Source organism: Mycoplasma sp. SG1, assembly GCF_023612375.1.
Lineage (GTDB): Bacteria > Bacillota_I > Bacilli_A > Mycoplasmatales > SG1 > SG1.
Map to the genome: position 1 here is coordinate 506,470 of NZ_CP076852.1, position 15,623 is coordinate 522,092.

A 15,623-nucleotide genomic window follows, 5' to 3' on the forward strand; every position below is an offset into this window, starting at 1 on the left:
AATGAAACAGTGAATTATTCTTTTAGATCTTGATGGTACATTATTAAAAAATGATGGTTATTTTATTCATGAAGATAACATAAAAGCAATTAAAGAATTAACCAGATTAAAGCATTATGTTATTATTAATACTGGAAGACCGCCTAGAGCAATTAAAAAGATTTACCAACAACTAGAATTATCAACCCCTGTTTCTTGTTATAACGGATCTTACATCTTTTTCCCAAAAAGCGAAGAAATAATTAATAATTTAACAATTGATAAGGATGTTGTTTTAAAAATTTTAAATACCCCTTTTATTAAAAATAACTCTTTATGTACATTAGTTGAAGCACAAAACGAATCATATTTAAGCAATAATTGTTATGCTATTTTTAATGAATGTTGATTAAACTATTCAACTAAAATCCATGTCGGAGAAATAGAAAAATGTAATCCATTGATTAATGGAATATATTTTCAAACCTTATCACATATTGATCCAATAAAATATGGTCAAGTTTTAACTAATTTTTCAGATGTTATATCTTATCGCGTTTGAAAAGAAGTTAGCAATAAAGCATCTGTCATCATTAATGTTTATCCAAAAGGAATAACGAAAAAATTTTCAATCGATTTTTTTCAAAAATATTATGGAATTGACAAAGAAAATATTCTTAGTATCGGTGATGGTAATAATGATTATGATGTTATTCAACATGCAGGGGTCGGAGTAGCAATGAAAAATGGAAATCCACACATTAAAAAAATTGCTAAATTCGTAACTGAATTTAGCAATGAAGAAGGCGGCGTTGGTAAATTTTTAATTAAATTTTTTAAATTAAAAAATTAATTTATTTAATTTAACAAGAATATAATCAACTGATTTTAAAGCATCTAATTTATTACCACCAGCATAAGAAATCGAAGATTGTAAATCTTCTTTACATTCTTTTAAGGTAACAAAAAGCGAACCACGAAGTTTAATTAATTCTTTTTTTCCTTCTAGATAACGTTTTTCTGGTTTGTTGTATTCACTTGCTGAACCAAAATAAGTTTTATACTGTACTCCTTTAACCATGACAATTTCTCCTGGTGATTCAAGATGAGCGGCAAATAAACTTCCGATCATAACCAAACTAGCTCCAAATCGTAATGATTTTGCTATATCGCCATGAACTCTAACTCCGCCATCAGCGATTATCGGTTTCTTAGTTGCTAAAGCACATCACTGAACACATGAAAGTTGTCAACCTCCTGATCCAAAACCAGTTTTAATTTTAGTAATACAAACCTTACCAGGACCAATCCCGACTTTAATTGCATCAGCTCCTCAATTATCTAATTCTTTAACAGCTTGAGGAGTACAAACATTTCCAGCAATAATAAAGACTTCATTTCCAAATAATTCCCGAATTAATTTAATCATCCCTTGAACTAAATCGGAATGACCATGCGCTATATCAATCGTAATATAATCTGGAATTAAATTTTCTTTTTTAAGGGTATGCAAGGTTTCTATATCAATATCTTTAACTCCGATCGAAATAGAAACGATAAGATTTTTCGCTTTCATTTTTCTAACAAAGGCGATTGTATCACATTTAAAGCGATGCATTATGTAGAAAAAATTTCTTTCTGCTAACTTTAAACATAAATTTTCATTCACAACACTTGCCATATTGCTTAAAACAATTGGCATTTCAAACTGATGTTTTCCAAAAACCACTTTAGTATTACATTCGGTTCTTGATTTGACAATACATTTTCGTGGAATTAACTGCACGTCATCATAATCAAAAATAGGAATATTTATTTTATCTTTGTCTAAAAACCTATTAATCATAATTTCTATCTTAACTTTTTGAGTTTAATTTGAACTAAATAGTTCCAACTCTAACTTTTTGAACTTTATGTTCAGGAGCAGGCGGTTCAGGTTTTTCAATCCCGTCAGTATAATAACCAGCCACTCAACGATTATTTTCAATTTTAAAAAAATTACCACTTGAAACATTGTTTGCTTTTAATAAGTTATTTGTTGTTGTTATAAAGGTTTTATTCTTATCTAAATAAGGGGTGTTGATAAAAGCATCAACGATCATTTCAGCTAATCCTTGACCAATAATTCTTGCTCCAAAAGATAAAACATTAATGTTATATTCTTCTTTTGCTTTAATAGTTGTATAAAGATCACGCACAGTTGCTGCTCGGATTCCTTTAACTTTATTAGCAGCAATTCCTATTCCAATTCCTGTTCCGCAAATAACAATTCCTAAATCAACTTTTTTTTCAGACACTAATAGTCCAACTTCTCTTCCATACATTGGATAATGTGTTTTTGTTAAATTATATGTACCACAGTCTATTACTTCAATTTTTTTAGAAAGTAAATAGTCAATGATTTGATTTTTCATTTCAAAGGCGATATGATCGCACCCAATTGCAATTTTCATATTAATAATTTTCTCCTAACACATTTTATTTAACATATCAATTCTTACAAGATGACGTCCTGCTTCGAAACTGGCAATTAAATATTCTTTGATTATTAATCTCATTCGTTCTAAAGCTAGATTTTCAAACCCTAATGCGATAACATTTGAGTTATTGTGAAATCTTGTCATATAAGAACTATGTTCATCGGTTAATGAAGCTACTACAAATTTATGAAATTTATTTAAATACATGCTAGCTGCTATACCATATTCATCAAAAATAATGCCACAAGATTGAAAGTTATCCTTTTCAATTTTCGCCTTTAAGTTATCAGCTAAAATAATAAAATCATTATTATCCTGTGATATAAGGGTAAAAGTTAGATTTTTATCTTTAACTTCTTTATCTTTTTCTAAAACAGAAATAATAGATTCTATTCTTGATTTGTCTTTTTGAAAAAAAGCAAAATATATATTCTTCATGGTTTTAATATCTGTTATTACTTCTACAAATTAATATTTTTTCTTTAGCTACTTTTTTAACTGCTTCAATAGCGGGTTTAAAAAACTTTCTTGGGTCATTTTCTTTAGGGTTTTGTTGGAAAAATTGACTTAATGAATTAGCATAAGGAGCCTTTAATTCAGTCCCGATATTAACTTTAGAAATCCCAGCAGCAATACATGTTCTAATTTGTTCTTTTGTTAAACCAGATCCACCGTGCATAACTAAAGGCGTATCACATATTTTTTTAATATCTTTTAATAATTCAATATTAAGTTTTGGTGTTTCGTGATAAATTCCATGCGCTGTTCCAAAAGCAACAGCGATTGTATCAACATCTGTGTCTTTACAAAAATCTCTAACAATTTCTGGAGTTAATCATTTTTTAACATTTGCTTCTTTAACATCCAAATCATCTTCTACTCCAGGAACTGAACCCAATTCAGCTTCAACGGTTGCGTCATATTTTCTGCAAAGCTCTACTACTTCTTTCGTTGTATCAATATTTTTTTCTAATGAATAATAAGAAGCGTCGATCATAATAGATTTAATCCCAAGATCTAAACCTTGTTTTATTTGATTAATTTCATGGTGATGATCCATATGTAATGCTATCGGAATATCATGCATTTTAGCCATTTTTTCGCATATTCCTACTATATAAGACATTCCAAAAAATTTAAAAGTTGCGGGAGTGCAAGCTAAAATTAATGGACTTCTTAATTCCTTAGCAGCATCACAACAAGCTAAAATATTAACTAAATCATGAACGTTAAAAGCAGGAACTGCATAGCCATTTTTTTGGGCATCTAAAATCATTTTTTTTGTGTTTGCTAACATAAATATAAGTTTTTATTTTTGTTTAAGTTTGTAATTAAAAATTTCTTAAAACCTTTTTAATTAATTTTTCTTGAATAGGAGGTTTATCGTGAATTTCAAATGATTGATAAGCTAAATCTTGATAGTTATTAACATTTTTATTTGTGAATAATTTTAAAATAGGTTCTCCCTCTTTAACCTCTTCTCCAGATTTTTTATAAACATAAATAGCTGCTTTCATATCGATTTTATCTTCTAATGAATGACGACCAGCTCCAAGGTTAGTAGCTAAAATTCCTAGTTTTGCTGCATCTATGAATTTTAAATAACCAGATTTAGGCGCTTTAATAATATGCTGATATTTTGTTGTTAATTCGCTATTTGCAAAATTTTTAATAAATTCAACATCCCCGCCTTGATTTTTAACCATTTTTAAGAAATAATTGTATCCTGATTTATCATCAAAACATTTGCCAATTTTGATTTTGGCTTCTTCTTTTGATAATTTTGGATCAAAAAATTGCAAAATATTAACTATTGAAGATTCAATTAAACTATAGATATCATGCGGTTTTTTAGTTAATAAAACTTCAACAGCTTCTCTAACTTCTGCTTCATTACCAATTCAATGCCCTAATGGATCATTCATATCAGTTATTTCAACGATTAGTTTTTTGTTAAATGAGTTGGCTATATCCATCATTTTAGTAGCTAAATCTAAAGCTATATCATAAGTTGGACAAAACGCTCCTGATCCACATTTTACATCTAAAAGAAGAATATCACTTGAAACAACTAACTTTTTAGACATAATACTACTTGCTATTAAATCATTACAATCAACAGTTTCTGTAACATCTCTAAGAGCATAAAATATTTTATCTGCAGGAACTAGATTAGCAGTTTGACCAGCGATTGCAAAGTTATCCTTTGTTACTATTTCTTTAAATTTTTCAAATGGTAAAGCAACATTAAAAGATGGAATAGATTCTAATTTATCTAAAGTACCGCCTGTTTGCCCTAATCCTCTTCCTGATAATTTAGCAAACTTATAGCCTAAAGCTGCGATAATAGGTCCAAAAATTAATGAAATTTTATCGCCAATTCCTCCTGATGAATGTTTATCAACGATCGGTGTATCAAAATTAAGTTTAATATAATCGCCACTGTCCATCATTTCTTTAGTTAATACATACAACTCTTTGCTAGTTAATTTGTTAAATCATACAGCCATTAAAAAAGCTGATATCTGGTAATCAGGAATTATTTTACTTACTGCGCCATTAACTATATAATGTATCTCTTCAGCAGATAATTCGCGATTATGTTTCTTTTTAGAAATTAATTCTTGAATATTCATATTAATAATGTTTTATAAAGTAGAAAATTAAAATATATCATTAAAAATATTATAAAATTAAATTAATACAAAAGATAAATAATAACGTAAAACTGTAACTAAATATTCCTATTTTAATATGAAAATTAATATAACTGTTGAAATCCCTAAAAAATCAAATATTAAATATGAAATCAACGAAAAAGGCCAACTTTGTGTTGATAGAATTTTATTTTCTTCATATTGTTATCCCCAAAATTATGGTTTTATTCCAAAAACATTAGATGATGACGGCGATCCTTTAGATGTTATTCTTATAGCTGATCATTCTTTCCCTTCTAAAACAATAGTTCCTTCTAGAATTATAGGTGCCCTTGAAATGATTGATGATGGAGAAATTGATCATAAATTAATAGCAGTAATTGACTGTGATCCAAGGTATAAATCTATTAATAAATTAGAAGATTTAGATCCTTGACTTTTAACTGAAATAAAAGATTTCTTTTCAAATTACAAAAAACTTGAAAATAAAATTACAAAAATAGGAGACTTTTTAGATATAAAAAAAGCGATCCAAATTTACAATAAATGTTTAAAAAAATAATTTAATTATCATTAAAAATCATTAAAAATTCTTTTTTGATGCAAATTTACATTATTTACAAATTCATCACTAAATGTTACATTTGTAAAATTATTAGAATAAATTTCAGTAATTAAATGATTGTATTGCTCTGTTGTTAATTTAGACTTATTGGGGACAAAACACTTCTTATTTAAATCAAAAAATAACATACCTTTTTCGAACTCTTTATCACAATTTGGGGAAAGTAAAAAACCATTATCTTCGCTAATTATTAATTTAGCAGCTGTTTCTGCTGATATTTTTTTATTGAAAAAATCTTTTTTAATATCTGCATATCTATAAATATGAGCACCAATTAAATTAGATTCTAAATAATATTTGCTAGCAAAACACTTATGAACATCAAACCCTTTTATATGAATATATTTTTTTATAATGTTAGCTTTAAATAAATGTTGATTCCTTCTTAATATATTTTCATACTCATCGCTTGTTATATTTTTTTTCTGCAAAGCATTAATAAGGGGTTTAAAAATATTATTTGTATCTACAACTAAAAATCCCATCTTTTTTAATTCATATTGTCAATTTTTTCTTGAGACTTTGAATTGGAATGGAGTTATATTATAAAATTCTATTTCACTGTTAATATTTTTTTTACTAAAATGAGATATAAGATTACAAACAATTAATGTATCAGAATAATTAGCGCCATCTAACCTACCAAATACTGTACATTTATTTAAACGTCTATTATATTCAATAACCGTTGGACTATTACCAGAATTTTTTTCCCTTAGGTTTTTTCTTTCAAATAAAAATTCTTCTATTGAATTAAATAAATTAATGTTTTTAAAATGAGAAAGTAAAGAATTATTGATTTTTACTCCTATTGATAAAAGCATTTTAATAGACATTATTATAAAATTAGGAAACAATATAACTTCTTGTTCATCAAATGGATTTAAAGAAATAGAAATAGATGCGTTTTTAGAAATAGCAAATTTATTCGCGGGATAAAAATTTTGCAATACAAAAGTATTCCTACTTTTAGGTTTATTATCAACACCTAAAAGTTGAGTAAAGTAAACAACTTTTTTTAAATCTACTATGTATAGTCCTTGAAATTTTTGAGTTATTTTTATTCACGAAATTTCAGATAATTTAATATTTCTAATTATAGAGTCCGATATTAATCTTTTATATATAAATTGTTTAATATCATTTTCAGAATATGTTTCTAAGTGGTCTTTATTCGTTGAACTGATTAATACTTTTAATAAATTAATAGAAATTTCTATCTTCATATTATTTATATTAACAATATTCTTTATTATCTTTTTTATAATTTACGCCATTCCATACTTGTATATCTTTGCTAAAAAAATTATTACAAACTCACATTGATGCAAAGCTGGGTCTATCTAATTTCATTGGATTATATTTTAAATGGTTTTTTGTAAAACACATCCTTCTTTTTAAATGGACATATTGTGGTTTGGAAAATTTTTGCAACATATCGCAAAATTTTTCGCTATTAAGACATTGAATTCCAAATATTAAAGCTCACGGTTTATCTTTTCCGAATTCTAAAAGTCTAGATAATATTTTATGTTTGTTTCTAAAGGGGGGATTTGAAATGATTATATCTCATTTACTTTTTGGTAAATATTGATAAAAATCACCTCCGGTTAAAATATGCGAGTGAATTGTTTTATACCCATTTTTTCTAAATATTTTAACAAAATTGCTATTTTCTAAATCAAACGGACATCAAATAATTTTTGTTTTAGGAATATTAGCCATATCAATAAAATGCTGAACATCTTCCTTTGTTGTATACCACTCATCATCATTAGAAAAGTTAAAAGCTTTATTAATTGAATTTTTTTTACGAGCTTTGCTTGTCTCCTCAGAATCTTTTTTAAAAGATACAATGTCTTTTTTTTGAATTTTATCTAATTCAGTTTTTGTTAATTCAATATCCATTTGTTTAATAAATTCTTAAAATATTTAATTGAAATTAAATATTTTTTTATTCGTAATTTTATTGATTATAGTTATATTATTTATAAGTTTATAAATTATTTTGTTTTTGGTTCGTTATTATTTTTTAATAAGATGCTATAAATTTGATCCAATTTTTTATTTTGAGCTTCTATATTTACATTTATATCTACTAAAAGATTGTATGTATCAATCACATTATTATTAATATCCTCGATATAATTTACTCACATTCATCTTTTTCTTTGTGGTCTTTTAAAATATTTATCCATTCAAATCTGCTCCCATTAAATATTTTTATTGAGATTTTATTAATAGTACTATTATATTTTTAATTTAGTTAATTTTATTTAAACTCTCAAGTTAATGATTTTATCATGTTTTTAGGTAGCTCTCGTATAACAGAAGCTGCTTCTGAATGTTCAAATTGCTTATACATCTGATTGTAAGATACTACTTATTTTAAAAATATCTAGAAATCGACGTAATCTTGCACATATCTGTATGTTAATTTTCTTGTGTTATTGTTTCTTAAAATAAAAGAATTTCTGAACCATCTTTGTAATACCAAACAGATAAAGTGCTTCAATATTTTAAATTATTATCAAATAAAAAATAGATAATTTTTGGTTTTTAAAAATGAAGTAGAAAAATGTAAGAAAGATTTTATTTACAAAAGTTTAAAATAACACTTCATTTAGTTTTTTAACGATTGCATCGACAACATTAATGGAAACAGCATTACCAACCAACTTATACAATTTATTATCAGCCAATTTTGGTAGCTTATAATCCTCGTTAAATCCTTGAAGTTTAAAACACTCTTTTGGGGTTAACTTTCTAATTTTATTATTGTATTTTATCAAAGGCACGTTATTACCACCAGTCCCCATGTTGGCAGTTAAAGTGGGGCAAATATTATTCTTATTTCTTCTTAAATAAACTCTTCTTCATTGATAAAAAGTTTCTAAATCTTTATCATTTAAAATTGTTTTTATTTTTTCATAATGTTTGAATTTATGAGTATAAAAATATTTATTTTCTACAGAATCATCTAATATAAAAAAATTTTTAATATCATTCTGACTCAAGCTTTTATCTGGAAAATTAAAGGAATCAAACATCTTTTTATTTAAAAAACAGACAATATATAATCTTTCTCTATTTTGCGGTAAACTAAAATTTTTAGTATTTAATATTTTGTACTTTACAAAATAACCTATTTTTTGAAGTTTTATAATAATCTCTTCAAAAAATAATTCATTATTTAGTATATTTTTTACATTTTCTAATAAAACTATTTTTGGTTTTTTTGTTTGTATTATTTTGAGTAATTGTTTTATACACTTTGCTCTATCATCCTTAAAGCCCTTTCTCAATCCAGCCACTGAAAATGGTTGACAAGGAAAACCTCCGGTTAAAATATCAAAATCTTCTATATTATTTTCGTCTAAAAGTTCTATTTTTTCTTTATATATTTTTGTATTTGGAAAATTGGCTTTTAAACATTCTATAGAACTATTATCAAAATCATTAAAAAAAATTACTTTATATTTGTTATATTTGGCAAAAGCTAACTCAATACCACCAGTGCCAGAAAAAAAACTTGCTATTTTATACATTCTCTTAAATTTATTATTTTTATAGGGTTTAAATTATTTTTTATTACTATACTTTTATATAGGGAGAATCTTGGTCTTCTTTTCTGAAGTTGTTGCTGTTTAAATGTTTCATGCTTATTTACCAATATATTAATTACTTGATCTTTATCTATTAAAAAAACAAACATTTCGTCAGTGTCCTGTTGTATATAACAAAAGATTAATTTATCAAAAATAGAAGAAGGTCCAAAACTTGTTAAATCATTTTTAGAACTAGCTCCTTTAATTTGATATGTTTTATTTTGTAAATCAAAAGCGTCAACTGAATTTGAATTTTTATTGTTGTTTAATTCTAAATTAAAATGATAACAAACAATGATTTCAGAAAAAGCTTCATGCAAATTTATTCCTCTTGAATATATTTTTTTTATCTCTTGATTTAATTCTTTTCATTTTGGATACAAACTTATTATTTTGTTATACAAATCTTCTGTAATTTTCAAAATTTTACCAACCTTTTTTTAGATATTTTTTAAAATTTTTAATTTTATTCTTAAATACTTAATGAAATAAATTTTTTGTTGCAAGATTATCGACTCTTTGTATTTAACTTTTATCTATATTTTTGTTTATAAAATTATTTATAAATAAAAACTCTTTTTTATTATATTAAATTATTATTTTTACAAATATTCATTTTATTTTGCTATTCTAGAAAAAAGTAATTTTTAGCATAAAAATAGATTTCTTTATTTTCGAAATTTGTCTATTTTATCCCTGAAAACCTTCAAATCATCATACCTTTTAAATAACAGTGAATATCAATAATTATTTTTATAGCAATGATTAATTAAAAGCTTAATATTTTCTTTTTTTTCCATTTCCCAGTCGCATAGTTTATTAATATCCGAGAAATGAAAATCTAATATTAAACGTATAATTTTTTTCTCTTGTTTGAAACTAAAAAGATATGTTTTATTATTTTCTAATCCTTTTTTTTCCTCATCGGTAAAAAAAGGAGCATCATTTGTAGAGCAATGCGTAATCATAACATTTAATAAATTCTTGATTTTTTGTTTCTGTACAGATGATATTGTTGAATAAAAAGCATCAAGAACAATTATAATCATAGTTAATTTTATAGAATTTGAAAAATAAAAATCAAGATTGTTTTTAATAAATGTTAAAAATTTTTCAAATGGGTGTTCTTGAATTATATAAGATAAAAGTATATTAATTTTACAATAGTCTTGCCCAACCAACCCCCCAGTTTTGTTACAATTAAAGACATCAAAAATATTCTTCTCTTTTGAATATTTATTTTCAACTAATTTTAAAAATAGTTCTTGGATCGATTCATTATTATTTGATAACTCTGGATCTTGTTTTAAAAATCATGGCATATATCTAGAATTAATATCAATTAAATTTGATAAATTCCAATTAAGAAAACTAATAAATTTTATCCATATTTCATATCGATTTTGTTTTAAAAAAGTTTTTTTAAAAGATCATTCATTAAATCAAGTTATTCCTATATTATTAAAATATAATTTTACAAAGTTATCCTTAATGTATTCATAGTTTATTGCATCTAAAGTATTTAGTACATCATCGAGGCTAATAAAAAGGGTTATTAATTGAAAGTATACAAATTTATAATTTTTAAAAAATGAAAAATTTGTACTAAAAATTTTTCATATTTTTAAATAATTGTTGTAAAACATTTTTTGAAGCTTTTTATAAAAATCAATAAAAATATTATTAAAATTAAAATATAGATTATTAATAAATTGGGATAATTTTAAGGAAATAGGATCTATCTCGCTATACAATAAAATAAAAAAAATGATTTCAATATCTTTTTCAAAAATTAATTGAAATGTATCCAAAATCTTAGAACAATGTTCTCTTCTTTCATCATCTTTTACATCATTCTTTATGAGTAAACTCAATAGTATATTTTTTAGTTCTATAGATTTAAAGTAATAAATTATTAATGACACGTTCTGAGATGATTTTATTTGAAATAGGCTATCTTTTAACTTATGCTCATTTATCACGGAAATTAAACTTTTAAAATTAAAAGGAGAAAGTTCGTTGTTTTTTAAAAAATTATTTAAAAATAATATTTTTTGTTTTGGACTATAATTTAAAAATTCTTCTTCTGTTGTGTTTATTACCATATAGTCTGTTAAATTATGGACAGATGAATCTGAATCAATTGTTGAAGCCCGCGGATACACCGCCTCTAGTCCTTGATTAAACTCTTTTTCCGCGACATCATTTAAAATGTTATTGAACGGTTCGTAGGAATAAGAAACTTTTTTACTGTTTACTGATTGAAATATTTCTAAATAATTTTTGATTAGATATTTACGTTCATTTACATATTGCTGATTATGTATGTATATATATTTGATAGCTTCTTCAAAACTATACCAACTTAAATAAGTTGCTAATAAATAAATAAATTTTTTTGAAAAATAATAATATTCAAGTATTTTATTTGAAGATTTTTGATTGATTTTCTTAATTTGTTTTATTAATTTATCAAATAAATGTTGAAAAGTTTTAAAATTATTTTCTTTTTTTAAATCAATGGCAAAAATAATGAATATAAAATAATAACTAAAAGAAAAATCTGACTGTTGAACAGGAAATTGATTCAATATAGAATCCTTTATTTCTTTTGTTATTTGATTTTCAACTTGTAAAAAATAAAAATAAATTTTATAAATTAGAATATTGTTTCATCAATCGTTTAAATTGATAGTATTGTATTTAATAAATAGTTTGTCTATTCCTCCAAATCCAATCTTTTCAATGACTTTATTAATTTCTAAAAAATCATCAAAACTAATATATTTATTAATGTCTATATCTAGTTTAGTTGTGATAGAATAATTTAATTTACTTTTGTTAATAAATATATCAACTTTTGTTATATTAAATTCTAATTTACCGCAATGAATATTTAAAATATTTATTGGTAATAAATAATAATTATCTAATTGTCATTTTGTATCATACTCTATTAATAATCTGGTTAAAATCTGATAATATATTTTCTTAATGTCAATATTCTTCGTTTTAAAATTACGTAATCTATACAGTATAAACAAAAATGTTTCGGTGTTATATTTATCTTCATCTTTTTCAGCTTGATAATTTTTTGAAACGATTTTTATGTCTTCAAATCATGATTTTTCCATTTGATTATTGTGTTTTCGAAAATAATAATCAAAAAATAATCTAAAATTTATATTCCCGCTTACAGTTAATATATTGGTACAATGATACATTTTTTTTAAGTTGTCCAAAAGTTTTTTACTTTTACTATTAATAACATAATTAAGAATATCAATAAATGATTTACTATTGCTAACAAAATTACGAATTTCAGAATTATCTAACTTATTATTAATAACAAATTTTCAAAATTTTTTCATAAATTTATAACACTCATTGTTAAAAAAATCTTTATTAATGATTTTTAATAAAGATTTTTTTTCATTAAATAGTGAAATAATAAAAATGATCTCTTTCTTATTTAATTTATGAAAAAAATTTTTAGATTGGTTGCTTGATTTAGAAATTAAATTATTAAAGTATTTTTCGGTATTAAATAAGTTTTTATTATCTTTTTTATTTTTTAGAAAGATATATTCCGAAAATTTAATAGAATTAATATCATTTATCAAGCTACATTGTTCGCATAGATAGTTTATTAAAGAAAAAAATATTCATATATTTTTTTGTTTTGAAATTATTTTAGGTGTATCTTTGAATACGTTTAATTTAAGAAATTTAAAATTTTTCCGAGCTTTTGAAAGCGGTGGCAATTTCAATTCATCAACTTCTAAAGTGTTTGTTTTCGTGCATTTATTAATGTTGTCCCATAAAACATAAAATAATGTTTTTTCTTGATTTGAAATATTTTGTGCTTGAAGAAAACCCGTTATCTCAGATAAAAGAAAATTATCATTAAAACTACACCCGATGAATAAAAATATATATTCTTTTTTAATACATTTTTTTATAAAATTAACGAAATTTTTTGAGAAGGACTTATCTGTTTTTCATTTTTCAGTTAACCGTCGATTGGTATCAATTATATGACTATCATCGTTAACTATAGTCCCATGAATAGGAACTATAATTTTTTCATTATTTGTACGAGGTATTTTTATATTTTCTATATTTTCTTCGTATTTTCAAGCTAGTCTTAATTCTTTTCCATTATCATAATTAAATATATCATCATAATTAATAGTTAAAATGGTATTAAAATGTTGATTTATTAATGGTAATATATTTAAACTAATTCCGCTTTTAACATAATCTTTATTATCATTTATATGTGAAACTAGCGATAATTCTTTTTTATAAAGTTGATTTAATCATACTCTTTCTTTCTCATCGGTACATTCCAATATTATATCTAAAATCTGCGAAATTGGTTGTTGAAGACAATCTTGGTTTAACGCATCTAAGATATTTTGTAATTTTTTTTTATCTTGAGATGTTGTTCCGTTATATAATCTGTCCTTAGTAATTATTATTAATAAGTTTTTTAAATTTGGTAAGCCAAAATTAGAAGAAAACCCAGCGCCCAAAAATAAAATAACTTTGTTTTCTACTATTTTTTTACTAATTAATTTCAAGTCGACAAAATATTTTGAATTTTTAATCGTTTTTTTTATTTTAGAATGATCTTTGTTGAATATCTCTGGAAGCATATATTTTTAAAAAATTTATAAAGATTAAATTTAAGATATTTTTAAAAGACTATTATTTTATCGGTTCAGATTCTTTACTTATAACTAAATCAAAAATTAAAATAATTAAAAAGTATCCTAAACCAGCGATAACAAAGCAATCTGCGATGTTAAAATAACCAGCATGTAAATTAAATAATTGAAGATAATCAACTACTCCATGATATTGAAATCTATCTAATAAATTACTAAAACCACCAACAAAAATCATTCCACAAGATAATTTATGAGTAAAGTCTTTCGTGAAAATAAAAGCTAAAAAGAATCCAATAATAATAATGAAAAGAATTACATAAACAGGAGTGCTAAAATTTCATAAAATACCACCAGCTAAACCTTGATTTAAAGCAAAACCGAAATCAAAAAATGCTCAAAAGCCAGTTCTATTTTGATGTCCTTGTCACCCTGGTTGATGATTGTGAAAAATTAATGATTTTAATACTTGATCGATTATTAATCCAAATAATAAAAATATAGAAAGAAAAATAAAACATAAATATTCTTTTTTTAAGTATGTTCAATAAGAAAAAAAATAAGATTCGATCTTTCCTTTAAATGAAGAAAATTTTTTATTTATCGGTGTTGACATAAATTTTAGATTTTAAAATTAAATTTTATATTTACCTTCTGCTTTAGTAAAACCAAAAGCATAAGGATCTAAACCGTGTCTTTCGTTTTTATCTAAACTCTTAATTAATTGCATATCTCCATCACTAATAATAAAGTTATCTAAATCTTGATTTTCAAAAATTCTATTTTCATGAACTGATTTAGGAATAATTATGATTCCCCTTTGATATGCTCAACGCAGTGCTAATTGAAAAGGTGTAACATTATATTTTTGAGCTAATTTTTTAATTTCTGCTACTTCTCCAATTTTTCCTTTCATGATAGTTTGTCATGAAGTAATTTTAATATTTTGACTTTTAGCAAATTGAACTAAATCATCTAATTGTAAGTGCGGATGTAACTCTACTTGATCAACCGCTGGTATAACTTCTACTTGTTGAATAAAATCTTGAAGTTGATCTTTCATAAAATTAGATACCCCAATCGCTTTAATGATACCTTTTTTATACAATTTTTCTAAACCTTTATAAACATTTACTGAACTAGGAGTTGGTCAATGAATTAAACATAAATCTAAATAATCGGTTTCAAGTTCTTTTAAAATTCTTTCAACAGCTTGAACTACTTCTGCGTCAGTTTCAATGTTACGTCAAATTTTTGAAGTTATAAAAATATCTTTTCGATCTATTCCAGATTCTTGAATTGCTTTTGCTACAATATGATGATTTTTATAAAAATCTGCAGTATCAATTAATCTATAACCTATTTTTAAAGCGTATTTAATGGCATTAACTCCAATAATAGGATCTTCGATCATGTAACTTCCAAATCCTAAAGCAGGTATTTGTACCCCATTATTTAATGTTAATTTTTGATCTAATATTTTTTTCATATCAATAACTTTTACATGGATTAGAGTTTTAACAAACCCTATTCATTTATATTATGTTTTTTAATTTTTTATATTTTATTAAAAAAATCATTCTTAATTAGATTAAAACAAA

General features: G+C 24.1%; 15 protein-coding genes. 2 read left to right on the forward strand and 13 right to left on the reverse strand.

Translation table 4 applies throughout. The features are described from left to right. The first annotated feature begins 1 nt into the window (after window position 1). Window positions 2–832 carry a Cof-type HAD-IIB family hydrolase gene (locus tag JRW51_RS02325; RefSeq protein ID WP_250328572.1) on the forward strand — a complete coding sequence of 277 codons (831 nt, stop codon included), beginning with the start codon at window positions 2–4 and terminating at the stop codon, window positions 830–832. On the opposite strand, the gene JRW51_RS02330 is transcribed toward JRW51_RS02325, so the two are convergent. The 5 genes from JRW51_RS02330 to JRW51_RS02350 are packed head-to-tail and all read right to left on the reverse strand — an operon-like array spanning window position 821 to window position 5,095. Continuing rightward, on the reverse strand, window positions 821–1,825 hold the full coding sequence (locus tag JRW51_RS02330; protein ID WP_250328573.1) for a GMP reductase: 1,005 nt from the start codon (window positions 1,823–1,825) through the stop codon (window positions 821–823). The genes JRW51_RS02325 and JRW51_RS02330 overlap by 12 nt on opposite strands. A 34-nt stretch (window positions 1,826–1,859) precedes the next feature. Next, the gene (gene rpiB, locus JRW51_RS02335) at window positions 1,860–2,432 is read right to left on the reverse strand and encodes a ribose 5-phosphate isomerase B (protein WP_250328574.1); all 573 of its coding nucleotides are present in this window, start codon (window positions 2,430–2,432) and stop codon (window positions 1,860–1,862) included. A 15-nt stretch (window positions 2,433–2,447) separates the two neighbouring features. Continuing rightward, on the reverse strand, window positions 2,448–2,897 hold the full coding sequence (locus JRW51_RS02340; protein WP_250328575.1) for an RpiB/LacA/LacB family sugar-phosphate isomerase: 450 nt from the start codon (window positions 2,895–2,897) through the stop codon (window positions 2,448–2,450). A 4-nt stretch (window positions 2,898–2,901) separates the two neighbouring features. Continuing rightward, the gene (locus tag JRW51_RS02345) at window positions 2,902–3,756 is read right to left on the reverse strand and encodes a class II fructose-bisphosphate aldolase (RefSeq protein WP_250328576.1); all 855 of its coding nucleotides are present in this window, start codon (window positions 3,754–3,756) and stop codon (window positions 2,902–2,904) included. 34 nt (window positions 3,757–3,790) lie between these two features. Continuing rightward, on the reverse strand, window positions 3,791–5,095 hold the full coding sequence (locus tag JRW51_RS02350; protein WP_250328577.1) for a thymidine phosphorylase: 1,305 nt from the start codon (window positions 5,093–5,095) through the stop codon (window positions 3,791–3,793). A 118-nt stretch (window positions 5,096–5,213) separates the two neighbouring features. Here JRW51_RS02350 and JRW51_RS02355 point away from each other — a divergent pair, with 118 nt between their 5' ends. Continuing rightward, window positions 5,214–5,678: an inorganic diphosphatase gene (locus tag JRW51_RS02355; protein ID WP_250328578.1), complete on the forward strand. Its 465-nt coding sequence runs from the start codon at window positions 5,214–5,216 to the stop codon at window positions 5,676–5,678. Between the two features lie 11 nt (window positions 5,679–5,689). Here the strand turns inward: JRW51_RS02355 and JRW51_RS02360 are convergent, their stop codons facing one another. The 8 genes from JRW51_RS02360 to JRW51_RS02395 form a co-directional block, all read right to left on the reverse strand. Beyond that, a complete protein-coding gene (locus tag JRW51_RS02360; protein WP_250328579.1) occupies window positions 5,690–6,967 on the reverse strand; it encodes an HNH endonuclease signature motif containing protein in 1,278 nt (425 codons plus the stop codon). Window positions 6,968–6,977: 10 nt separating this feature from the next. Further along, window positions 6,978–7,649, reverse strand: coding sequence for a class I SAM-dependent methyltransferase (locus JRW51_RS02365; protein ID WP_250328580.1), 672 nt, complete (start codon window positions 7,647–7,649; stop codon window positions 6,978–6,980). Window positions 7,650–7,744: 95 nt separating this feature from the next. Continuing rightward, window positions 7,745–7,900, reverse strand: coding sequence for a hypothetical protein (locus JRW51_RS02370; protein ID WP_250328581.1), 156 nt, complete (start codon window positions 7,898–7,900; stop codon window positions 7,745–7,747). Between the two features lie 447 nt (window positions 7,901–8,347). Further along, window positions 8,348–9,289, reverse strand: coding sequence for a DNA (cytosine-5-)-methyltransferase (dcm, locus tag JRW51_RS02375; protein ID WP_250328582.1), 942 nt, complete (start codon window positions 9,287–9,289; stop codon window positions 8,348–8,350). Then, the gene (locus JRW51_RS02380) at window positions 9,277–9,771 is read right to left on the reverse strand and encodes a Bsp6I family type II restriction endonuclease (RefSeq protein ID WP_250328583.1); all 495 of its coding nucleotides are present in this window, start codon (window positions 9,769–9,771) and stop codon (window positions 9,277–9,279) included. Before JRW51_RS02380 ends, dcm begins: the two co-directional genes overlap by 13 nt. Before the next feature lie 246 nt (window positions 9,772–10,017). Continuing rightward, window positions 10,018–14,010: an SIR2 family protein gene (locus JRW51_RS02385; RefSeq protein WP_250328584.1), complete on the reverse strand. Its 3,993-nt coding sequence runs from the start codon at window positions 14,008–14,010 to the stop codon at window positions 10,018–10,020. A 52-nt stretch (window positions 14,011–14,062) separates the two neighbouring features. After that, complete coding sequence (locus JRW51_RS02390) at window positions 14,063–14,638, reverse strand: signal peptidase II (protein ID WP_250328585.1); 576 nt, start codon at window positions 14,636–14,638, stop codon at window positions 14,063–14,065. Between the two features lie 18 nt (window positions 14,639–14,656). Next, complete coding sequence (locus JRW51_RS02395; RefSeq protein ID WP_250328586.1) at window positions 14,657–15,511, reverse strand: aldo/keto reductase; 855 nt, start codon at window positions 15,509–15,511, stop codon at window positions 14,657–14,659. Window positions 15,512–15,623 lie beyond the last annotated feature (112 nt).